The sequence below is a fragment of the Xenorhabdus sp. SGI 60 genome, assembly GCF_056632175.1.
The window spans coordinates 926121-948521 of the sequence record NZ_CP196860.1 but is presented as its reverse complement, the minus strand read 5'-3'; the positions used below and the strand labels follow the sequence as shown (position 1 = coordinate 948521).

General features: G+C 45.0%; 20 protein-coding genes, 1 other RNA gene and 1 pseudogene. 7 read left to right on the top strand and 15 right to left on the bottom strand.

The features are described from left to right. Positions 1-131 precede the first annotated feature (131 nt). The 3 genes from recJ to xerD form a co-directional block, all read right to left on the bottom strand. Positions 132-1865 carry a single-stranded-DNA-specific exonuclease RecJ gene (recJ, locus tag ACSJJG_RS04355; protein WP_481088625.1) on the bottom strand — a complete coding sequence of 578 codons (1734 nt, stop codon included), beginning with the start codon at positions 1863-1865 and terminating at the stop codon, positions 132-134. A gap of 70 nt (positions 1866-1935) precedes the next feature. Continuing rightward, entirely contained in the window at positions 1936-2637 is a 702-nt protein-coding gene (dsbC, locus tag ACSJJG_RS04350) for a bifunctional protein-disulfide isomerase/oxidoreductase DsbC (RefSeq protein WP_481088624.1), read from the bottom strand. A 34-nt stretch (positions 2638-2671) separates the two neighbouring features. Next, a complete protein-coding gene (gene xerD, locus ACSJJG_RS04345) occupies positions 2672-3550 on the bottom strand; it encodes a site-specific tyrosine recombinase XerD (RefSeq protein WP_481090377.1) in 879 nt (292 codons plus the stop codon). A 201-nt stretch (positions 3551-3751) separates the two neighbouring features. Here xerD and fldB point away from each other — a divergent pair, with 201 nt between their 5' ends. Further along, complete coding sequence (fldB, locus tag ACSJJG_RS04340; protein WP_481090376.1) at positions 3752-4270, top strand: flavodoxin FldB; 519 nt, start codon at positions 3752-3754, stop codon at positions 4268-4270. Here the strand turns inward: fldB and ACSJJG_RS04335 are convergent. After that, a complete protein-coding gene (locus ACSJJG_RS04335) occupies positions 4267-4704 on the bottom strand; it encodes a protein YgfX (RefSeq protein ID WP_481088623.1) in 438 nt (145 codons plus the stop codon). The two genes, fldB and ACSJJG_RS04335, sit on opposite strands and share 4 nt — an antisense overlap. 1 nt (position 4705) lies before the next feature. After that, positions 4706-4972 (bottom strand): FAD assembly factor SdhE, encoded by a 267-nt coding sequence (gene sdhE, locus ACSJJG_RS04330; protein ID WP_481088622.1) that lies wholly within the window; start codon positions 4970-4972, stop codon positions 4706-4708. 250 nt (positions 4973-5222) lie between these two features. On the opposite strand from sdhE, the gene ygfZ reads away from it, so the two are divergent. Continuing rightward, a complete protein-coding gene (ygfZ, locus tag ACSJJG_RS04325; protein WP_481088621.1) occupies positions 5223-6224 on the top strand; it encodes a tRNA-modifying protein YgfZ in 1002 nt (333 codons plus the stop codon). A 16-nt stretch (positions 6225-6240) separates the two neighbouring features. Continuing rightward, positions 6241-6846, top strand: a complete 606-nt coding sequence (locus ACSJJG_RS04320; RefSeq protein ID WP_481088620.1) for an HD domain-containing protein — start codon at positions 6241-6243, stop codon at positions 6844-6846. 385 nt (positions 6847-7231) lie between these two features. Here the strand turns inward: ACSJJG_RS04320 and gcvP are convergent, their stop codons facing one another. The 7 genes from gcvP to ACSJJG_RS04285 form a co-directional block, all read right to left on the bottom strand. Next, a complete protein-coding gene (gene gcvP / locus ACSJJG_RS04315; protein WP_481088619.1) occupies positions 7232-10108 on the bottom strand; it encodes an aminomethyl-transferring glycine dehydrogenase in 2877 nt (958 codons plus the stop codon). A 142-nt stretch (positions 10109-10250) separates the two neighbouring features. Beyond that, positions 10251-10643 carry a glycine cleavage system protein GcvH gene (gene gcvH / locus ACSJJG_RS04310; RefSeq protein WP_481088618.1) on the bottom strand — a complete coding sequence of 131 codons (393 nt, stop codon included), beginning with the start codon at positions 10641-10643 and terminating at the stop codon, positions 10251-10253. Between the two features lie 22 nt (positions 10644-10665). After that, entirely contained in the window at positions 10666-11763 is a 1098-nt protein-coding gene (gcvT, locus tag ACSJJG_RS04305) for a glycine cleavage system aminomethyltransferase GcvT (protein ID WP_481088617.1), read from the bottom strand. Between the two features lie 372 nt (positions 11764-12135). Next, positions 12136-13368: an FAD-dependent 2-octaprenylphenol hydroxylase gene (gene ubiI, locus ACSJJG_RS04300; RefSeq protein ID WP_481088616.1), complete on the bottom strand. Its 1233-nt coding sequence runs from the start codon at positions 13366-13368 to the stop codon at positions 12136-12138. 13 nt (positions 13369-13381) lie between these two features. Then, complete coding sequence (gene ubiH / locus ACSJJG_RS04295) at positions 13382-14572, bottom strand: 2-octaprenyl-6-methoxyphenyl hydroxylase (RefSeq protein WP_481088615.1); 1191 nt, start codon at positions 14570-14572, stop codon at positions 13382-13384. Between the two features lie 24 nt (positions 14573-14596). Continuing rightward, the gene (gene pepP / locus ACSJJG_RS04290) at positions 14597-15913 is read right to left on the bottom strand and encodes a Xaa-Pro aminopeptidase (protein ID WP_481088614.1); all 1317 of its coding nucleotides are present in this window, start codon (positions 15911-15913) and stop codon (positions 14597-14599) included. Positions 15914-15995: 82 nt separating this feature from the next. Continuing rightward, positions 15996-16586 (bottom strand): YecA/YgfB family protein, encoded by a 591-nt coding sequence (locus tag ACSJJG_RS04285; protein ID WP_481088613.1) that lies wholly within the window; start codon positions 16584-16586, stop codon positions 15996-15998. A 397-nt stretch (positions 16587-16983) separates the two neighbouring features. Here ACSJJG_RS04285 and zapA point away from each other — a divergent pair, with 397 nt between their 5' ends. The 3 genes and pseudogenes from zapA (at position 16984) to ACSJJG_RS04270 (ending at position 18269) form a co-directional block, all read left to right on the top strand. Further along, positions 16984-17289, top strand: coding sequence for a cell division protein ZapA (zapA, locus tag ACSJJG_RS04280; RefSeq protein WP_047767729.1), 306 nt, complete (start codon positions 16984-16986; stop codon positions 17287-17289). A gap of 146 nt (positions 17290-17435) precedes the next feature. After that, positions 17436-17619: non-coding RNA, 6S RNA (gene ssrS, locus ACSJJG_RS04275), on the top strand. A gap of 54 nt (positions 17620-17673) precedes the next feature. After that, positions 17674-18269: pseudogene (locus tag ACSJJG_RS04270) on the top strand (5-formyltetrahydrofolate cyclo-ligase). A 97-nt stretch (positions 18270-18366) separates the two neighbouring features. Here ACSJJG_RS04270 and serA read toward each other — a convergent pair. Further along, positions 18367-19608, bottom strand: a complete 1242-nt coding sequence (gene serA / locus ACSJJG_RS04265) for a phosphoglycerate dehydrogenase (protein WP_481088612.1) — start codon at positions 19606-19608, stop codon at positions 18367-18369. A gap of 270 nt (positions 19609-19878) precedes the next feature. Then, positions 19879-20538 (bottom strand): ribose-5-phosphate isomerase RpiA, encoded by a 660-nt coding sequence (rpiA, locus tag ACSJJG_RS04260; RefSeq protein ID WP_481088611.1) that lies wholly within the window; start codon positions 20536-20538, stop codon positions 19879-19881. 163 nt (positions 20539-20701) lie between these two features. On the opposite strand from rpiA, the gene ACSJJG_RS04255 reads away from it, so the two are divergent. Further along, positions 20702-21607, top strand: coding sequence for a LysR family transcriptional regulator ArgP (locus ACSJJG_RS04255; RefSeq protein ID WP_481088610.1), 906 nt, complete (start codon positions 20702-20704; stop codon positions 21605-21607). Here the strand turns inward: ACSJJG_RS04255 and ACSJJG_RS04250 are convergent. Beyond that, positions 21604-22338: an oxidative stress defense protein gene (locus ACSJJG_RS04250; protein ID WP_481088609.1), complete on the bottom strand. Its 735-nt coding sequence runs from the start codon at positions 22336-22338 to the stop codon at positions 21604-21606. The two genes, ACSJJG_RS04255 and ACSJJG_RS04250, sit on opposite strands and share 4 nt — an antisense overlap. Positions 22339-22401: the final 63 nt, after the last annotated feature.

The window sequence follows — 22401 nt, the reverse complement described above, 5'->3', positions numbered from 1 at the left end:
CGTGTCTTATACGTTGTGTATTATGAATAAACGATGGTCGCATGGATATTTTCGAACCGTGCATTGTAACGGATCTATCCAGGGGTTTATAGCCTTCATCTTTTAAATGCAACTGGAAAACCTAAGTTCATTCAATAGGGCCAAATATGCTGGATCAAAAGCTGAACATCACGATTACCACGAAATTCGTTAATATCCAGTTTATAAGCCAATTCTACCATTTTGATACTGTTATCCGGCCAGCGACTGACATCAATATTAAATGCAATGCCATCTAACATTGGCCCACCATTTAATGGTTCAAGCATGACTTTCAGGTGCTTTTCACCCACGATACGCTGTTGCAGTAACTTGAATTTGCCGTCAAAAACGGGTTCCGCAAATGCCTGCCCCCACGGGCCACCATCACGCAGAATTTCAGCAACTTCCAGCGATAATTCTTCCAATGCTAATTCACCGTCGCTCCAGATCACACCTTCAAGTTGGGTGATATCCATCCAGTCTGCTACCAGCTCGGAAAAATAGCGCTGAAAGAGGTCAAATTTGTCTTGTTCAATCGACAATCCCGCTGCCATCGCATGACCACCAAATTTCAACATCAGTCCTGGGTACAGAGTATCAAGACGTTCAAGTGCATCTCGCATATGTAAGCCATTGACGGAACGCCCAGAGCCTTTCAAAGTGCCATCGCCCGCCGGAGCAAAAGCAATAACCGGACGATGAAAACGCTCTTTAATACGTGAGGCCAAAATACCCACAACCCCCTGATGCCATTCGGGATGGTAAATTGCTAATCCGTAAGGTAACTGGGTATGGGTTCGCTCGATTTTATCGCAAATCTGCAAGGCCTCTTGCTGCATACCTTGTTCGATTTCTCGACGGGTTTGGTTTAAGCCATCCAGCTCACAAGCAATCTGACGGGCTTGCGTCATGTCATCGGCCAGTAATAACGCCACCCCAACGGACATATCATCCAGACGTCCGGCGGCATTTAATCGTGGCCCCAACGCGAACCCCAAATCACTGGCGGCCAATTTTGTCGATTCCCGTTTGGAAACTTCGAGCAGCGCCCGTATTCCCGTACAGCAACGCCCTGCCCGGATACGATTGAGTCCTTGATATACCAGAATGCGGTTATTGGTATCGAGGGAAACCACGTCAGCCACTGTACCCAATGCCACTAAATCCAGCAGCTCCGCCAAATTGGGTAATGGAATACCTTGTTGTTCAAACCATGCCAATTTGCGCAATTCAGCCCTGAGTGCAGACATCAGATAAAATGCCACACCAACCCCTGCTAACGCCTTAGAAGGAAAAGAGCAGTCAACTAAATTGGGATTAATAATGGCATCTGCGGCTGGCAGTGTTTCGCCCGGTAAATGGTGATCAGTGACGATCACCTTGATGCCATGTTGATGTGCCGCGGCTACACCATCATGGGATGAGATCCCATTATCCACGGTGATAATCAGATCTGCGCTTCTTTTGACAACTTCATCAACCACCTGAACGCTTAATCCATAACCATCTTCAAAACGGTTTGGCACAAGATAATCAAGGTTACGATATCCCATTGCACGCAAGGCACGGATACTCAAGGCGGTACTGGTTGCCCCATCTGCATCAAAATCACCAACAATTACGATACGCCAATGTTCATATAATGCAGTGATCAACAAAGCAACTGCCTGCTCAATGCCATTGAGAGATTGGTAATTGAGAAGTCCTTTTGCACTACGCTCCAGTTCATCAGCTTGAAGTATGCCACGCATAGCATATAAACGGCGCAATAATGGATGGATATCGTTGGGAAGATGGTTAGGATCCGCCACCGGTCGGCGGCGGAGTTGTATTTCTCTGCTCACAGTTTCTTATTCACTGATTTTTATTCACGAGTTTTTGTATTCACTGAATGGCATGCCTGATCGATTTCGATCATTCACCATCATGCTCTAATTCAGCCTGCAAATCTTTGGGTGACAAGTAACCACCGAGTACTCTGCCATTTTTTAGGACAATCGCTGGTGTGCCCTGGACGCCAAACTGTAAGCCCAGCTGATATTGTTTTTCGATGTTGGTCTTACATGCCTTAATTGGGGAGATATTTTCGCCTTTAAAAGCCGCGTTCAGTGACTTATTCGGTGTTGCACTGCACCAAATAGATTGCATATCTTTAGCTGATTGGTGTTGCAAGCCATGACGAGGAAACGCCAGGTAACGGACAGTAATCCCTAATTCATTGTATTCTTGCATATTCTCATGCAATTTACGGCAATAACCACAGGTAATATCAGTAAAAACAGTAACAACATGTTTTTCTTTTGGCGCTTTGTAAATAATCATTTGATTTTTCAAAGCTTCCAATTTTTTAACCAGAACCTGGTTGCTGATATTTTGGGGTACTTTGCCACTAACATCATAAAGTGGGCCTTGTAACAGGTACTTACCATCATCAGACATATAAATAGTGCCATGCTCGGTTAAAATTGAACTCACACTTGGTAGTGGTGATGGCGTGATACTTTCAGCCTTAATTCCCATTTTAGACAGTGTGTTATTGATAGCACTCTCATCAGCAAAAGCATTGCTGGCAACAGCTGTCAACAGTAATGAAAGGCAAAACGAGATCTTCTTCATTATTCGTTCCTTTATTTTTTCACCTAATTCGCAGCTATCCACGAGGGTGATGTTGTTGATGCAGCACTTTGAGACGTTCGGTGGCTACATGGGTATAAATCTGGGTTGTGGAGAGGTCACTATGGCCTAATAACATCTGCACAACACGTAAGTCTGCACCATGATTAAGTAAATGTGTTGCAAAAGCATGGCGTAAGACATGGGGTGACAAGCGTTCAACATCAATGCTTGACAATATGGCATAGTGTTTGATTCGATGCCAGAACGTCTGACGTGTCATCTGCGTTCCCCGCTTACTGGGAAAAAATACATCAGATACAGAACCATGCAATAACCACGGGCGTCCATATTCCAGATATTTTTCCAGCCAATAAACAGCCTCTTCTCCCAAAGGAACCAATCTTTCCTTATTTCCCTTACCCACAATTCTGACCACGCCCTGACGTAAGCTCACATCAGATAAGGTCAGGCCAACCAGTTCTGAAACTCGCAATCCGCAAGCATAAAGCACTTCCAGCATGGCTTTATCCCGCAATTCAAGGGGTTGGTCAACCAAAGGCGCATTAAGCAAATCTTCTACTTGTTTTTCGCTTAAATCCTTGGGCAGACGTTTAGGCAACTTAGGCGCAGATAATAGTGCTGTTGGATCATCTGCCCGCATTCTTTCACGATATAGATACTGAAACAACCGCCGCATGGCACTCAGCAAGCGGGCTGAACTACTGGCTTTATAACCGCCATCTACTCGTTCAGCCAAAAATGATTGTAATTCTATCGACTGCACTGAAAGTAAATCATGACCATAATGCACCAACCAATTGTTCAAGGCTTGTAAATCAAGCCGATAAGAAGCCAAGGTGTTTTCGGCCAGATTTTTTTCCAGCCAGATGGTATCGAGAAATTGCTCTATCAGGGGATTAGCCGATGGATGTGATTCCGTGAATGCTGTTTAATTACATCATCTTCCATGAATGATTGTCTGATAGGTTATGTTTTTTTGGCACAACGCCTCCTGTCTGCCTATCTGCAACTCCCAATCGGCTATTATGCCTGAAAAAGCAATTATTCTGTTACAATACCGATCCTGATATTCGAAATTCCCTGATAAATAATGATGAAAATTGGTCTCTTTTATGGCTCCAGTACCTGCTATACAGAAATAGTAGCAGAAAAAATACGCGATATACTCGGTGAAGATCTGATCGAACTACATGATGTCAAGGATTGTGATCCCCGCCTGATGGAAGGATATTCTGTCCTGATCCTCGGTATCCCTACCTGGGACTTCGGCGAATTACAGGAGGATTGGCTGGCTATTTGGGATCAACTTCCCTCGTTAGATCTGGCAGGAAAAATCGTTGCCATGTATGGAATGGGCGATCAGATCGATTATGGCGAGTGGTTTCTGGATGCATTGGGAATGCTGTATCACCATCTGTTACCAACGAGTGCACAGTTTATCGGGTTTTGGCCAACCGAGGGTTATGAATTTACCAGCCCGAAACCGCTGTCCGAAGATGGCAAACATTTTGTCGGGCTGGCTCTGGATGATGTGAACCAATTCGAACAAACAGATGAACGTTTAAGCGAATGGTGCATGCAGATATTAGCTGAAATGGAAGCGTTGTTTTAGCAATCATCTCCGTCCTGGATATTGGCATATTGGCGCATCAATTGATTCAAATGACGCCAGGCAGCGGGCGACATACTATCTGATGCTATCCATAACCGAACTGGCGGTGAGTAGCGCATATTTTCTGCCTGACTAAATGCATGGAGCATAACGGCCATACCATAGCGATGGAACCACGGTGGTTGAGCGATGCTCCAGGCAGCTTTTTGCCAATGCACTTTGTTACCTTTGAACAGTACCAACCTGCCCTGACATTGCCGGATATTTTTCTGGCTCCATGCCCAACTGCTTATAATAATGGCAAACAGTGGAAACCAGAAAAATGGAAGCCAAAAATAAGCACTGTTAATCGGCCAGGGTGCCACCAAAGCAGCAATTGCGACTACACCATGCACGCCCGTGGAAAACAGGCGAGTATGGCGAGACTCCCTCAATTTATTGTTCCACAGGACCACGGGCTTGGTTTCTGCTCTGGATCAGTTTCACCATATGGTAAAGCGCCTCATCTTCGGGCCGTCCATGATTCATGAGCCAATTGAAAAGGTCGGGATCTGGGCACTCCAGCAAACGAACGAAAATCCGTTTGTCATCATCACCTAATGAATCATATTCATATTCAAAAAATGGCATGATAGAAATATCCAGTTCACGCATTCCACGACGACATGCCCAGTGAATACGTGCTTTATTACCAATGTCCATGTTTAAAAAGCCTCTTTATCATTTTCATTCGTGCCATTAAAACGGTAATAAGATTATTAACGATTCTGGCCTGTTTTTCATCATCTGCATCAGTGAAATCACGAGATATATCGACAAGATGCGAAGCCTATCGCAACAAATTGACCATGTATGCCTTATCTATAAATAACAAGAATAACCCCTTTGCATTAAACCGCATCTCTTTTACCATTAGCGTTATTTCTTAGTTAGTTTACTGGCAGGAGCTGCTATGACTTACCAAACTCCGTTTTCTGCACAAGATCCATCTCCTTCTGCAACACTACCACTGACTTTAATTTCCCTTGATGATTGGGGGATCGTGACAGCCATTGGCGCTGATGCGAAAAAGTATCTGCAAGGTCAGATTACAGCCGATCTTACTTCCCTGAATGATAACCAGCATGTGTTAACTGCCCATTGTGACGCCAAAGGCAAGATGTGGAGTAACTTACGACTGTTTCAGCGTGGTGAAGGTTTTGCCTATATTGAACGCCGTTCATTATTAGAAACCCAATTAACTGAATTGAAAAAGTATGCTGTGTTTTCCAAGGTAACGTTTGCCAAAGATGAGGAAAATATCTTGCTCGGTATCGCCGGCACAGGCAGTCGGGGAGCGCTGAAAACCCTCTTCCCAACCCTGCCTGATACCGAATCCCCAGTTATCCAGCACGAAACCACAACCCTTCTCCACTTAGCGCTTCCCGCTGAACGTTTCCTTATCGTCACAGACAAAATAACTGCCGCTAAATTAACCGAAACGTTAGTCGAAGAGTTTCAATCGCAGTTGAACGGCAGCCTGCAATGGTTGGCGCTGGAGATTGAAGCAGGGTTCCCAGTGATTGATGCCGCCAGCAGCGCACAATTTATTCCACAAGCAACCAACCTCCAAGCAATCGAAAACGGTATCAGCTTCAAGAAAGGCTGTTATACCGGTCAGGAAATGGTAGCCAGAGCCAAATATCGTGGGGCAAACAAGCGAGCCATGTACTGGCTGGCAGGTAATGCCTCTTCCTTGCCTGCCGTTGGCGATGATTTGGAATGGCAATTGGGTGATAAATGGCGGCGAACCGGTTCAGTATTGGCGGCGGTCAAACTGGTTGATGGTTCAATCTGGGTCCAAGTTGTCATGAATAATGATATGGAAGCAGAGAGTATATTCCGTATTCGTGAAGTTGAGGGCAGTGTTCTCACCATTCAAACATTGCCTTATTCACTAGACGAAGAAAAATAACTATTGAGGTTTTTGTATGTCATTAGCTGTACCTCCTGTTGATTTCGGCCCTTTCACCGATGTCATTGCGTTTATAATGGAACTGGATCAATTAAAATATGTCCATCGCAAGACGAAATTATTGAATAATACGCGCCATGAAAACTCCGCTGAACATAGCTGGCATTTTGCTGTTGCTGTCATTGGCTTTGCGCCTTATGCCGGAGATGTGGATATTAGCCGCGTCGTACAGATGGCTTTGATTCATGACATTGTTGAGATCGATGCGGGTGATGTTATCGCGTTCGATCTGGCTGCCCGTGCAGCCATTCACGAACATGAAGTTAAAGCGGCTAACCGTATTTTTGGCTTACTACCGGAAACCCAGGGAAAATATTTTCTGGAACTGTGGCACGAATACGAAGACGCCATCACGCCGGAAGCGCGTTTTGCTAAAACCCTCGATAGAATTATGCCGGTATTTATGAACCTGCATAACCAGGGACAGAGCTGGGTCGAGAATAATATTCGCTTTGAGCAAGTTTACAACCTGCTCCACTTTGTTGCCGAAAGTTATCCTGAACTATGGAAATACCTGCTGCCACAACTGGAAGCAGCAAAAGAAAAAGGCTGGTTAAAATAATTTTCCGCCTTTTCTCCTCTAAATTCAAGCTGTCAGGTACAACTGGCAGCTTTAAAGTTCTTTCTTACTCTCCTTTCTTAAGCAAAGCTCACATTACGTCAGGTATTTTAAGGTTTTAATAGCGAATGGGTTGGGTCTGGGCGGATCGACATGAAGCCGTTCACGGGTGACGGGTATTTTAAGGTTTTAATAGCGAATGGGTCATGGAGCGTGAAACTACATTTATCAACCCATTCAATACATGACCGCGGGTCATCACCCATTCAATACATACCTGAAACTACATTTAGCTCACAACCCATTCAATACATGACCATAAATAAAAAGCAGTGTCAGGAAATATTTCAGACACTGCTTTCGTTGAGTCTCGTTAATCTATTTATGACTAACGATAATCTTCAATCGGTGCACAAGAGCAATGTAAATTGCGATCACCGTAAACATCATCAAGGCGTTTAACCGTCGGCCAGTATTTATTGGTTTTCGTTTCCGCTGTTGGGAAAACGGCAATTTCACGGCTATATGCATGCTCCCAATCAGAAACCAGTTCAGTCTGAACGTGTGGCGCATTGACTAAAGGGTTGTCTCCCAAAGGCCATTCTCCGCTTGCCACTTTGCTGATTTCTTGCCGAATTGCCAGCATTGCGTCAATAAAGCGATCAATTTCAATTTTACTTTCTGATTCCGTTGGTTCAACCATCAGGGTTCCCGCAACCGGGAATGACATGGTTGGCGCATGGAAACCATAGTCAATCAGGCGCTTGGCGATATCCATCTCATTGATGCCGAATTCTTCTTTCAGTGGGCGAATGTCCAGAATACATTCATGGGCAACATACCCATTACGTCCGGTATAGAGGATCTCATAAGCACCTTTCAGGCGGTTTGCAATGTAGTTGGCATTCAGGATCGCAACCTGGCTGGCTTGTTTCAGCCCTTGTGCCCCCATCATGCGAATATACATCCAGCTAATTGGCAGGATAGAGGCACTGCCAAATGGCGCTGCGGATACTGCACCTAATGTCGTAACTTCATCCATTTCCACTACGGAATGGCCCGGCACAAATGGTACAAGGTGTTTTTTCACGCCAATCGGCCCCATGCCTGGACCACCACCACCGTGTGGGATACAGAAGGTTTTATGCAGGTTCAGGTGCGAAACATCAGCACCAATAAAACCAGGTGTCGTAATACCCACTTGTGCGTTCATGTTCGCACCATCAAGGTAAACCTGACCACCGTTTTGATGAATAATTTCACAAATCTCACGGATGGTTTCTTCATAAACACCGTGAGTTGATGGGTAAGTCACCATGATACAAGCAAGATTGTCACTGTGTTTTTCTGCTTTTTCACGCAGATCAGCCAGATCGATGTTGCCTTCTTTGTCACAGTTCACAACAACAACCGTCATGCCCGCCATATGAGCAGATGCCGGGTTTGTGCCATGCGCAGAGCTTGGGATTAGGCAAATATGGCGATGTTGTTCTCCACGGCTGGCGTAATAGCGACGAATTGCCAGCAGACCGGCATACTCCCCTTGTGCGCCAGAATTAGGCTGCATACAGAATGCGTCATATCCGGTCAGCAATACCAGCCAATGGGAAAGTTGGCTGATCATCTGGTGATAACCCTGCGCTTGTTCTGGTGGGCAGAAAGGATGCATATCGGTAAATTCAGGCCAGGTAATTGGCATGATCTCCGCTGCTGCATTCAGTTTCATGGTACATGAACCCAGCGGGATCATGGCTTGATTCAGCGCCAGATCTTTACGCTCCAGACTGTGCATATAACGCATCATGTCAGTTTCGCTGTGGTAACGACGGAAATTATCATGTGCCAAAATGTCGTCATTACGCAGCATGGAGGCTGGAATAGATTGGCTGTCCGTCGCAACTTCACGGTCAAGAGCATTAATATCCAGTACTGAGTCAGAACCTGTTATCACTTGATACAGGGCTAGCAAATCATCGCGGCTGGTTTTTTCACTCAAAGATACCCCGACGGCACCAAAAATATCGGTACGCAAGTTAATTTGTGCTTTAGCCGCTCTTGCCAGTACCTGAGCCTTATCTGACACTTCAATCGCTAATGTATCAAACCATGTCTTATGACGTAGTGTGATACCCGCCTTTTGCAAACCCGCAGCCAGAATATCTGTCAGTCGGTGAATACGGTTAGCAATGCGCTTCAAACCTTCAGAACCGTGATAAACCGCGTACATGCCCGCAATATTGGCCAGTAAAACTTGCGAAGTACAAATGTTGGAATTCGCTTTTTCACGGCGAATATGCTGTTCGCGGGTTTGCATCGCCATACGCAATGCTCTGTTACCCGCGGCATCACGGGAAACACCGATAATACGGCCCGGCATGGAACGTTTGAACTCATCTCTGCATGCAAAGAAGGCGGCATGAGGGCCGCCATATCCCATCGGTACACCAAAACGCTGTGCAGAACCAAAGACAATATCGGCACCTTGTTTACCCGGTGCGGCCAATATGACCAATGCCATGAAATCCGCGGCAACGCTGACAATGATTTTACGCTCTTTCAGTGTTGCAATCAGGTCACTGTAATCATGGACTTCACCCGTCGTACCTACTTGTTGCAGCAGGACACCAAAGATCCCTTCCAGTTCCAGTACTTTTTCTGCTTTATCAACAATGACTTCAAATCCAAATGTTTCGGCACGGGTACGTACGACATCCAACGTTTGTGGATGAATATCATCGGCCACAAAGAAACGTTCAGCCCTTTTCAGTTTGCTGATCCGTTTTGCCATTGCCATCGCTTCTGCGGCTGCTGTGGCTTCATCCAGTAGTGAAGCAGAAGCCAGATCTAAACCTGTCAGATCAATGGTGACTTGCTGAAAGTTCAGCAAGGCTTCCAATCGGCCTTGAGAAACTTCCGGCTGATAAGGGGTATATGCAGTATACCAGCCCGGATTTTCCAGCAAATTACGCAAAATAACGGGAGGAAGAATGGCGGGTGAGTAACCCATACCAATATACGATTGATAACGCTGGTTCTGGCTCGCTATTGCTTTCAATTCAGCCAAAGCCTGTTGTTCAGTCACTCCTTCACCAACCGCAGGAACCTCTGATAATGCGATATCACGGGGAACGATTTTATTGGTCAGATCATCAAGAGAATTTGCACCGACTATCGCCAGCATCTCTATTTGCTGTTCAGCAGAAGAACCAATGTGGCGACGAATGAATTCACCTTGATGTTCAAGTTGGATTAATGTCTGAGTCATTGATGATAATTTCCTGAAACTCGCTATGCCTTTTATCTTTCAAGTGACAGTTTTGTTGTCTATCACTTGAAATCTATTGGCTATAAAAAACGACACAAAAAAAAGCCCCATTCACAATGTGATATGGGGCGATTCAAAATAATTACTCGTCTTCTTCCAAGAGTGACCGATAACTTTCGGCATCAAGCAAATTAGCGAGTTCACTCTCATCAGCTATTTTAACGCGGAACAGCCAACCTTCGTTATAGGGTTCACTGTTCACCAATTCGGGAGAACTTTCCAGGCCAGGGTTAACAGCGATAATCTTACCGCTGACTGGTGCGTAAATATCAGAAGCCGCTTTGACTGACTCTACAACAGCACAATCATCACCACTATTTACCTCTGTACCTATTTCAGGCAAATCAACAAAGACCATATCTCCCAATAACTTCTGGGCATGTTCGGTAATACCTACGGTATATTCGCCATTGTCTTCCGAGCGAACCCATTCATGTGATTCTGTATATTTCAATTCTGCTGGTACATGACTCATCGTTGCCTTCTCCTTGTTTGTATCACTCTACAAGTGGTTTTCCCATCCGCACAAAGCCCGGTTTAACAACCTGAACGGGCATTTCACGATTACGGATCTGGACAACCGCCTGTTCACCAATACCTTGCGGTACACGTGCAAGGGCTATACTAAATCCTAAGGTTGGGGAAAATGTTCCACTGGTAATTACGCCAGAACGCATTTCACCAGAATCACCAGTGAAGTTGACAGTTAAGCCACCACGCAATACTCCCTTTTCACGCATGACCAGTCCAACCAACTGATCAGTAACGGTTTCGCGTTGTCTTTCCAATGCTTCTCGACCTATGAAGTGACGGTCTTCCGGCTTCCAGGCAATTGTCCATCCCATGTTGGCGGCCAGAGGTGAAACAGTTTCATCCATTTCTTGACCATAAAGATTCATGCCCGCTTCAAGACGCAATGTGTCACGCGCCCCTAATCCAGTGGGTTTTACCCCTGCTGCCAATAACTGCTGCCAAAAGTCTGCCGCTTGTTCTTTAGGCAGTGCAATTTCATAACCTGCTTCGCCGGTATAACCCGTCGTTGCAATAAACAGATTTCCCGACTGGACGCCAAAGAAAGGTTTCATACCCGTTACCGCTTGCTTCTGTGCATCACTTAGCAATGATTGAACTTTGACTTGCGCGTTTGGTCCCTGGACAGCAATCAAGGCCAAATCATCACGCACGGTAATTTCAACGTCATATTTCTCAGCATGTTGGTAAATCCATGCCAAATCTTTCTCGCGGGTCGCCGAATTCACAACCATACGATAAGAATTATCAGTGAAAAAATAGACAATCAGGTCATCAATAACGCCGCCAGAAGCATTTAACATTGCGGTATATAGTGCCTTGCCCTGCTCGGTGAGTTTGGTAATGTCATTGGCCAGAAGATAACGGAGAAAATCACGACAATCTGGACCGTGTAGATCCACAATTGTCATGTGGGAAACGTCGAACATGCCGGCATCAGTACGCACTGTATGATGCTCGTCGATTTGTGAACCATAGTGCAGGGGCATCATCCAGCCATGAAAATCTACCATGCGTGCTCCGCATGCCAGATGTTGATCATATAGTGGGGTGTGTTTTGACATTATTTCCCTCTTTACGTTCTTGACATGAAAACATTCGTGACCTGAAAAAACATACGGCGCATTAACCGGCAGGTGTTGGATCATGAAGCAAAGAAGCGGTTAATCACGCAAACGATACCTTGGGATCAGAAGTTATCACTGAAACAGGAAATGAACCATAAAATAAATTAGTTGCATTGCTGTAGCAATCCGAAAAGACAAGTACTGCCATGCAGAATTTTTGTCTTATTTATTGCACAAAAACACTCGAAATTTTTATCAAATGGCAAAAAACAATCTTTTTAGATTGAAAAAAGGCTAAAACGTGAAGTAAACCAACTCAACACACCTTAGCCTGACATGAGAAAAACTAATTCTAATTCATGGGCTGAATTAGATTTTTTCAACCGAAGAGGTTTGAGCGATCAGCCAATCAGGCAAGTCATTGAGTCCCATTGCATGACGAAGCAATTGCGGCTTCATTCCCGGTAAGTGATCAGCCAATGTTAATCCAATTCCACGCAATAATTTTTTAGCCGGGTTATTTCCATCAAATAGCTGACGAAAACCCTGCATACCTGCAAGCATGACCGCAGCACTGTGTTTACGGCGACGTTCATAACGTCCCAAATAGAGATACTGACCGATGTCTTTTCCTTGCTGGTTTAAGCGGCTCAATTCACCTATCAGTTCCGCCACATCCATCAATCCAAGATTAACGCCCTGACCAGCCAGTGGATGGATAGTGTGTGCCGCATCGCCCAAGAGCGCCAATCGATGAGCGGCAAAATTGCGGGCATAACGCCCCGTCAATGGGATAGTTTGTCGATCACTGATCAGTTTGCATTGACCAAGACGCATATCAAATGTCGCGCTTAATTGCCGATTAAACAGCGCCGATTCCATAGATTTGCGCTGTTGTGCAGATTCAGCCGGTAGTGACCATACAATCGAACATAAGTAAGGATCGGGCAATGGCAGGAAAGCCAATATTCCATCACCGTGGAAAACCTGACGTGCAACACCTTCATGAGGCTCCTCAGTCCGAATTGTCGCGACCAATGCATGGTGTTCATAATCCCAGAAAGTCAGTGGAATATCGGCATGTTGACGCAACCAAGAATGGGCACCGTCTGCACCAACGACCAACCGTGAAGTCAGCATTCTTCCATCAGATAACGTGATGAAAGCTTCGTTTTCTCCCCAGGCAACATTCTTAAGAGAGGATGGGGTGAAGAACATCACATCTGGCAGATTTTCCGCACGTTGCCAGAGAGCTTGCCGGATCACACAGTTTTCGATGATATGGCCCAGATGGGTCAGGCCATTTTCCGCCGCATTAAACTGAATACGCCCGAAACTATCCCGATCCCAAACTGCCATCCCCTGATAAGGACTGGCTCGCATTGCAAGAATATCTTGCCAGACACCAAGGTGAGTGAGTAATCGTTCACTGGCTGCATTGATGGCCGAAACACGTAACGCATATTCATCATTGGCACCAAATGGCGTTGTCGGTGGGTGCTCTTCTACCATCGCGACACGCAAACCACTACCTTGTAAACCACAAGCCAGCGCAAGGCCAACCATTCCGCCCCCTGCGATCACCACATCAAATGATTGCATTTTTTCTTTCCTCTTAATCTGCCAATGGTGACTGTGCAACCCAACCTAATGTCTGACGGGCAAATAGATCCTGCATTGGGGATAACCTTTCCATTGTCATCAAGCCAAGATTACGCCCCATTTTTAACGGTAAATAGTCATTGGCGAATAATCTGACCAACCCATCCGTGAGTCCAATGGTGGTGTCACGATCGGCCTGACGCTGTTGCTGATACTGTGCCAGTACTTTATAGGAGCCAATATCCTGTCCAGAAGTGGCCGCCACTGAAATGACTTGTGCCAAAGCCATCACATCACGCATCCCCAAGTTAAAACCCTGCCCAGCGATCGGATGCAAGGTTTGGGAAGCATTACCTACCAACGCCAAACGGTGGCTAATTTGCCTGTTGGCTGTCGATAAAGCCAATGGATAACTATGTCGTTGACCGGTTTCCAGCATTTTCCCCAAACGCCAGCCGAATGCTTTTTGCAGCTGTTGGCAGAATTCATGCTGGCCCCAGTTATTGACTTCTGATTGTTGTTCCAGTGGGTGGCACCATACCAGTGAACTACGCCCTCCCGACATAGGTAACAACGCCAATGGCCCATGTTTGGTAAAACGCTCGAATGCCCTTCCTTGAGGATGTTCGGAAGTCAAAACATTGGCAATAATGGCTGTCTGCTCATAAGATCGCCGTTGGAAGGGGATATTACACGCTTGGGCTATCGCAGAATAGCTACCATCCGCCGCGACCAGCAGTTCTCCTGTCAGTTTTTCACCATTATTCAGCGAAACCACTACAGAACTTTCTAAACGTTCAACGGAACTCACTTTAGCCGGGCAGTAAAGTTTAATATTTGGAGATTGTTTTAATAACTCAAAAAGATAAATTCCGGCATCATGCAATTCAATCACATTGCCTAATGCCGGAATGTCATAGTCACTGGCGCAAATATTGACGAAACCGCTATTGCCGCGGTCGCTGACATGAACGTGAGTGATTGGGGTAACACAATGTTGTAATGCAGGCCAAATGCCGATCTGATGCAAGCGCTGACATGTACCATAGGCCAAGGCGATGGACCTTGCATCAAAACCCGGATGTTTTCTGGTAGGTTCTGCTGCTTCAATCAAGGAGACTTGCAATTGCCCCCGACTCAACGAAGCAATAGCCAGAGCCAATGTCGCTCCTGTCATTCCTCCGCCCACAATAATCACGTTCATTGTCACTTCCTGATCACTTTAACCTTAACTGTGCTTTGCCTGTACCATCAGAGCTTCTATCTCATCGGGATCTTTCACGACAGACTCAGTCAGGTTTTCATTTCCTGTTTCTGTTATCACAATGTCATCTTCAATACGAATACCGATACCCCGGTATTCCGGCGGGACATCCGCATCGGGTGCAATGTAAAGCCCAGGCTCTATAGTCAGTACCATGCCAGGTTCCAGAATACGATCGCGGTCAACACCGTAATCGCCGACATCATGCACATCCAGCCCCAACCAGTGACTTAAACCATGCATGAAAAATTGACGGTAAGCATTGGTTTCGATCAATTGTTCGACTTCACCATGCATAATTCCCAATTTTACCAGCCCTTTCACCATGATGCGTACAACTTGTCCGGTAACTTCGCTTATGCTGGTCCCCGGTCTGTATAGCTCAAGGGAAAAGTTAATGGCTTCCAGCACAATGTCGTAGATTTCACGTTGGGGGCGCGTAAACTTGCCATTTACCGGAAATGTCCGCGTAATGTCACCTGCATATCCCTGATATTCACATCCCGCATCGATCAACACTAAATCGCCATCTTTCATACGACGTTCATTTTCAGTGTAATGCAGGATACAGGCATTATCTCCCGCGCCAACAATGGTGTTATAAGCAGGGTAACGTGCGCCCTGACGGGTAAATTCATGGTGGATTTCAGCTTCAAGCTGATATTCAAACATACCAGGGCGGCAAGCCTGCATCGCCCTGATATGCGCCTGTGCGCTGATTTCCCCAGCTTTGCGCAGGGTTTCTAATTCAGCGTCTGATTTAAACAGACGCATTTCATGCAGCCACGGGCGCCAGTCTGCGATGACCGTTGGCGCTTTGAAGTTACGGCGGCTGTTTTTGCGCAATTTATCTAAAGCACTAAAAACGAGGTTATCCGCGTATTCAAATTCTCCTTGGGCGTGATAAACCACTTCCAAGCCATTCAACAACAAATAGAGTTGTTCATTGAGATCATCAAATGGCAGGGCACGATCCACCCCCAATTTTTCCAACGCCGCTTCTTGTCCAAGACGACGACCAAACCAAATTTCCGCTGTCAAATCGCGAACACGATTAAACAACACACTGTGATTGTGGGTTTCATCGCTTTTGATCAGTACCAGAACCGCTTCCGGTTCACTGAAACCGGTCAGATACAGAAAATCACTGTTCTGACGGTAAGGATATTCACTATCTGAATTACGTGTCGCAAGCGGGGCCGAAAAAATGATAGCCGCACTGGCCGGTGCCATTTTTGACAATAATGCCTGACGACGGGATAAATATTCTTGTTTAGTCATACCCTCTCCTGCAATTCCATATTATTAGTTGGTATACCCCTTATCTTCCAAGGCTTGAAATTTATAGGGTGAATACCGCCAATCAGTGCAATGTTGGTTTTTCATTTTTTGCATTGCCTGCGGTTTTAGGTGTCGCAAACGCGATATAACAGAGTTGAACCGCAACACGGACATATTCCAGTACTTCTTCAAGGGCTTGAGATAGCTCTTCCTGATCTTCGTCTTCGTCATAGCCCAACATGCCGATGTTACGTAAATCGGTTATAACCTCCTGAATTTCTGGATTTTCTGTCAATTTAGGATTGGCTACGCCCAATCCGAGCAGAAAATGGTTGACCCATCCCGACAACGCTTCTGCGCATTCAAAAACCCCCGCCTCTTCATCAGGAAGCAACAGATGAAACGAGAAACTACTGTCATCCAGCAATTCAAACGTCGTTTCGTACAATTCCTTCAGCGGTAGAGCCAAAACCTGAGAAAATGCCAGGCCATCATTCGCAAGATCATGCACCAGTGTCTGCCAACTACTCTCGTGATTTCCACTACTGTGATTTCCACTACATAGTAACCCACTGATTAAGCCATGCATTTCTGCTGCTGTCAGGGCAATGGACTGTTGATGCAAAATTTCATCAAATGATTGATAATTAGGTAATGAGTTTTGTATAGACATGTATATTGATCATCGTTGGCGATATAAGTTCATGCTATGCTACCATCAAGGGGAGTCGCTATACCAGACAGCACACACCGATATATCCCCAATCGATTTCGAGATGCCGCGTTGATAGCAAGGACACGAATCCCCAAAACATAGATACTTTATATCTATAATTCATTGACTGGGATAAGTGAACATTGCCCAAAAGCAGCAGCTTGAAGATGAAGGGAAAAAAGGGGCTTTTGGTATTGTACGGTAATGATTGGTGTCGGCCTTGTTTTATACCATAATTTACTTTATACCCAACAGATTTCAAATTACAGCTCTGGCAACAAAGTCGCAATTTGAGAGATACAGGGATATATATCAACATCAAGGTATCGGCACAATAATAAATCAGGAAGGTGTCATGTCTGCACAACCAGTAGATATTCAGATTTTTGGGCGGTCATTACGTGTCAATTGTCCAACAGAGCAGGTTGAAGCGTTGCAAGCTGCTGCTGAGGAACTTGACCAGCGTTTGCATAACCTTAAAGAACGCACCAGAGTCACTAACACTGAGCAACTGGTTTTTATTGTGGCACTGAATGTCTGTCACGAGTTGGCACAGGAGAAGATGAAAACCCGTGATTATGCTTACAATATGGAACAAAAAATAAAAATGCTCCAGCAATCCATTGAAAAGGCACTGTTAGAGCAAGGTAAAGTTACCTGATACTCCAGTCGTCAACTAATCTTGTTGATAAATCAGGCAGTAGTCACTATAGATTAATATAAGCAGTTGCTTTCTTCGTTTAGTTCCATACAATAGGCTTCATAGCGTTGCTTAAGGCCTATTTAGTTGGTTTAAGCAGCAAAAAATTTTCTCTGAGGTGTTCGTGAGCAGGGAAGTCCCCTGAGCCGATATTTCATCTCTATAGAATGTGGTGCTACGTTTCTTGTGAGCATGCTTGGCCAGACCAAGAAGCCTAATAGCAACGACGCTGCGTTCACCTTGAACCAAGGGTTCAAGGGTTACCACCTGTAACGGCATCTTGGAGAACCTCTCATTCTTTATCTGTTTTGTATCCTTTTCTGTGTTAATTAACAGGCAGGTATCATGCAATCAGATTTTTCTTTTTCTCTGCGCAATTCCATTAGAAAAAAAATTCGGCAGCTACGTCAAAATCTATCCCCTGAACAACAATCGCAATTTGCTCAACAAGCCGTTAAACAAGCTATAGCTCATCCTAAAATCCAGCAAGCTGATAAAATTGCCCTCTATCTCTCCTTTGATGGGGAATTAGATACGCGTCTGCTAATTCAACATTTTTGGCAGCAAAACAAACAGGTCTATTTGCCAATATTGCATCCTTTCAGCCGCAATCACCTGCTGTTTCTCCGTTATTGCGCCGATATGCCTCTTATTCGTAATCGCTTTAATATCGAAGAGCCTCAGTTGGATGTTCGGCAGGTTTTACCCATCTCTGAACTTGATGTCATGTTTATCCCTTTGGTCGCTTTCGATTGTACAGGGCAACGCTTAGGGATGGGTGGTGGTTTCTACGATAGGACTCTCGCAAAATGGCAACAACAAAATTTTTATCCGATTGGATTAGCCCACAATTTTCAGTTAGTTGAGAAACTACCCAGTGCGAGTTGGGATATTCCTCTGCCAGAGATCATGACCCAGAAAAAGTATGGCGATGGATATGAACGACAATTCTACTCAGTGATTAACAGGAGCTATTGTGTCTTCAATAGCCCCTGACTTTCTAATCAATAACGATCCTTGTTAACGAGCGATCATATCTCAGTAAAGCAAGCGAGAACGGATCGTGCCCGGCAAGGCCTTCAGTTTCTGCAAGACCAATTCAGCCTGAGCTGAATTCTGCGTCGTGATATCAATTACTACGTAACCAATGCCGCTGTCAGTCCGCAGATATTGAGCATCAATATTGATCTCTTGCTCAGTGAACACTTGGTTAATACTGGTCAAGATACCCGGGCGGTTTTCATGGATATGCAGTAATCGGTTAGTATCCTTGGCATGAACAGGGAGCGAGACTTCGGGAAAATTAACCGCTGATAATGTCGAACCATTATCAGAATATTTGACCAGTTTACCAGAAACTTCATAACCGATATTTTGCTGGGCTTCTTGTGTCGATCCCCCAATATGTGGCGTCAGCAGTACGTTATCAAACTGGCTCAATGGTGAGATAAAGGGATCATTGTTTGTTGCAGGTTCATGAGGAAAAACGTCAATCGCGGCACCAGAAAGATGCCCGATTTCCAGCGCATTGCTGAGGGCTTCAATATCAACTACCGTACCACGTGATGCGTTGATCAGAATTGAACCTGGTTTCATCAATTCCAGTTCTGCGGCGCCAATCATATTTTTGGTTGAAGCGGTTTCGGGAACATGCAGACTCACAACATCGCTCATATTCAATAATTCAGATAAATGATGAACTTGCTGTGCATTACCTAATGGCAATTTATTTTCAATATCATAGAAATAGACATTCAGGCCAATATTTTCCGCCAAAATGCCAAGCTGTGTACCAATATGCCCGTAACCGATAATGCCTAATTTTTTTCCGCGCGCTTCGTAGCAACCTTTTGCTTGCTTATCCCATACTCCATTGTGGGCTTTGGCATTCGCCTCAGGAATACGGCGTAACAGCAGCAACAGTTCACCCAATACCATTTCAGCGACCGAACGCGTATTGGAAAAAGGCGCATTAAATACCGGAATACCACGCCTTGCCGCGGCTTTCAGGTCAACCTGATTTGTGCCAATACAAAAACACCCAACTGCAACCAGTTTTTCCGCTGCGGCGAAAATCTCTTCGGTCAATTGGGTGCGGGAACGAATTCCGACAAATCGGGCATCACGAATCGCTTCTTTCAACGCCTCAGGTTCTAATGCCCCTTTGTGATATTCAATATTGCTGTACCCTGCCGCTTTTAGGCTATCTACTGCGCTTTGGTGAACGCCTTCCAGCAGCAAAAATTTAATTTTGTCCTTTTCTAAAGATACCTTAACCATTTACCCGCCCTATTTGTACTTACTTTCATAATGCATATCGACGCCACCAAAATAACAAAAAAAACAGTAACGGCAATACAATCGATTGCTTATATCACAGAATAAGCAACAGTAAATAAGTTGTTATGCAAAGTAAAATAATTCGTTACGGGATAAAGACAGGATTTTGCGGTTTTTTTAGACAGAAAAATGATATATATCACTAAATTTTCTGTTTTGAATAAAAATAAAAATATTTTGAGGGCAGACTATTCTGCCCTCAATAAATGCTTATTCAGTGAGCGTCTTAACGCCATCCGCAGTACCTACCAGCACTACGTTTGCTCCTCGATTAGCAAAAAGGCCCACTGTCACCACGCCAGCGATCCCATTGATTTTATTTTCTAACGCAATGGGATCAACAATCGAGAGATTGTGAACATCCAGAATATGATTGCCATTGTCAGTGACTACGTTTGCACGATAAACCGGTGTTCCGCCCAATTTCACCAGCTCACGAGCCACATAAGTCCGTGCCATTGGGATGACTTCAACGGGCAAAGGGAATTTGCCTAACACATCGACTTGCTTAGACGAATCAATAATACAGATAAATTGCTTCGCAACCGCCGCGATGATTTTTTCTCTAGTCAACGCTGCGCCGCCGCCTTTGATCATCTGCATTTGACCATTAATTTCATCAGCACCATCAACGTAAATATCCAAAGCGTCAACCTCATTGCTGTCAAACACAGGAATACCGAGACTTTTCAATTTCTCAGTCGATACCTCTGAACTTGACACAGTACCTTCAATTTTATCTTTGATAGTACCTAACGCATCAATAAAATGCGCTGCGGTAGAACCTGTACCCACACCGACAATTGTGCCTGGTTTAACGTATTCCAATGCCGCCCAACCCACTGCTTTTTTCAGTTCGTCCTGAGTCATATTGATCACAGCCTATAATCAGTTACAAGGAAAAATCTGACGGCTAGTATAAACAATATTGGCTCACCTCATGAAAAAATATGGCATAGTGCTGGTTAGGCCACATAATGGTTTTTATTGAGCTGTAACACAAAAAGTACAAACACGGAGAATCTTATTTTCAATGAAACGTCCTGATTACCGATCATTGCAAGCATTAGACGCAGTGATCAAAGAACGTGGTTTCGAGCGGGCAGCGCAAAAACTTTGTATTACTCAATCAGCGGTATCCCAGAGAATCAAGCAATTAGAAAATATGTTTGGTCAGCCACTATTGGTACGCACTGTTCCTCCCCACCCGACAGAGCAAGGACAAAAGTTGCTTGCGCTATTACATCAGGTGGAACTGCTGGAAGCGCAATGGCTTGGTGATGAAAATAGTAATGAGATCCCGTTATTGCTTTCCCTTGCTGTTAATGCAGACAGCCTGGCAACGTGGCTTTTACCTGCTCTCCATCCGGTTTTGTCTGATCTCCCTATTCGGTTAAATATTCAAGTAGAAGATGAAACCCGTACTCAGGAGCGTTTACGGCGTGGTGAAGTCGTCGGTGCAATCAGTATTCAGTCTCAACCTCTGCCAAGCTGCTTAGTTGATAAATTAGGCGCTCTGGATTATCTGTTTGTGGCCTCTCCAGCGTTTGCAAACCGTTTTTTCCCGAATGGCGTCACGCGTTCAGCATTACTGAAAGCACCTGCGGTTGCATTTGACCATTTAGATGATATGCATCAGGCATTTTTACAACAGAATTTCGATTTATCGCCGGGAAGTGTGCCCTGCCATATCATGAATTCTTCCGAAGCATTCGTGCAATTGGCAAAACAAAGTTCGACTTGTTGCATGATCCCACACTTGCAAATCGATAAAGAGCTAAAAGCCGGTGAGTTAATCGATCTAACACCAGGACTATGCCAACGCCGTATGCTTTATTGGCATCGTTTTGCCCCTGAAAGCGGAACGATGAGAAAAGTCACTGACGCCCTGCTAAAACGAGGGCGCCAGATGTTACGTCAGGAAGATGATGCTCATTAACGTTGTAATTCAAAAACGGCATCAACGTGATCAGAAAACTCTATGTTCTGTGGTTCGTAAGTTTCGCTGGCAGAGCCAGAAGCGGGGGCTGCCAACAAATCAGCCTGGTATTTCAGACGACTCATTGGTATAGGCACAGCTTCAGGCGCACGGTAATTAATGCTATATACAGGGCCTAACTTACTGTTGAACCCTTTTGCCAATGTCGTCGCCTGTTGAATGGCGTTCTCGATGGCTTTTTGTCTGGCTTCATCGCGATAACGTTGCGGATTATTGACACCAAACTGAACCGAGTTAATTTCATTCAGCCCTGCTTTCAGGGCACCATCCAATAAGGCATTCAGTTGCTCTAGCTTGTTAACTTTCACTTCAACTGAACGCGACGCCCGATAACCTGTAATACTCGATTTTCCACTCTTTTGTTCATATTGATATTCTGGCTGGGTGCGCAAATTAGCAGCATCAATATCTTTTTTTTCGATGCCACTATTTTTCAGAAAATCAAAATATTTCGCCACACGTTCATCGACTTTTTTCTTTGCTTCTGCCGCCCCCTTTTGCGTTTCACTCACATGGATTACCAAGGTAGCCATATCTGGTGCCGCTTTAACTATCGCATTACCAGAAGTGGAAATATGTGGAATAGAGAGTGAGTCAGCAGCGGAAGCTGTCATGCAAGACAGGCTTCCTAAAGCCATCATTGCGGTCAATACCAGTGATCTACGTTTCACAAGACCTCCTAAAGTTACATGAATAAGGTGCTTTCAAAAACATTAGCACACTCTCTAGAGAGA

Coding starts and splice junctions, on each gene's coding strand:
- dsbC (WP_481088624.1), bottom strand. CDS start 2,637: ATGAAGAAGATCTCGTTTTGCCTTTCATTACTGTTGACAGCTGTTGCC.
- fldB (WP_481090376.1), top strand. CDS start 3,752: ATGAAAATTGGTCTCTTTTATGGCTCCAGTACCTGCTATACAGAAATA.
- sdhE (WP_481088622.1), bottom strand. CDS start 4,972: ATGGACATTGGTAATAAAGCACGTATTCACTGGGCATGTCGTCGTGGA.
- ygfZ (WP_481088621.1), top strand. CDS start 5,223: ATGACTTACCAAACTCCGTTTTCTGCACAAGATCCATCTCCTTCTGCA.
- ACSJJG_RS04320 (WP_481088620.1), top strand. CDS start 6,241: ATGTCATTAGCTGTACCTCCTGTTGATTTCGGCCCTTTCACCGATGTC.
- gcvP (WP_481088619.1), bottom strand. CDS start 10,108: ATGACTCAGACATTAATCCAACTTGAACATCAAGGTGAATTCATTCGT.
- gcvH (WP_481088618.1), bottom strand. CDS start 10,643: ATGAGTCATGTACCAGCAGAATTGAAATATACAGAATCACATGAATGG.
- gcvT (WP_481088617.1), bottom strand. CDS start 11,763: ATGTCAAAACACACCCCACTATATGATCAACATCTGGCATGCGGAGCA.
- ubiI (WP_481088616.1), bottom strand. CDS start 13,368: ATGCAATCATTTGATGTGGTGATCGCAGGGGGCGGAATGGTTGGCCTT.
- ubiH (WP_481088615.1), bottom strand. CDS start 14,572: ATGAACGTGATTATTGTGGGCGGAGGAATGACAGGAGCGACATTGGCT.
- pepP (WP_481088614.1), bottom strand. CDS start 15,913: ATGACTAAACAAGAATATTTATCCCGTCGTCAGGCATTATTGTCAAAA.
- ACSJJG_RS04285 (WP_481088613.1), bottom strand. CDS start 16,586: ATGTCTATACAAAACTCATTACCTAATTATCAATCATTTGATGAAATT.
- zapA (WP_047767729.1), top strand. CDS start 16,984: ATGTCTGCACAACCAGTAGATATTCAGATTTTTGGGCGGTCATTACGT.
- serA (WP_481088612.1), bottom strand. CDS start 19,608: ATGGTTAAGGTATCTTTAGAAAAGGACAAAATTAAATTTTTGCTGCTG.
- rpiA (WP_481088611.1), bottom strand. CDS start 20,538: ATGACTCAGGACGAACTGAAAAAAGCAGTGGGTTGGGCGGCATTGGAA.
- ACSJJG_RS04255 (WP_481088610.1), top strand. CDS start 20,702: ATGAAACGTCCTGATTACCGATCATTGCAAGCATTAGACGCAGTGATC.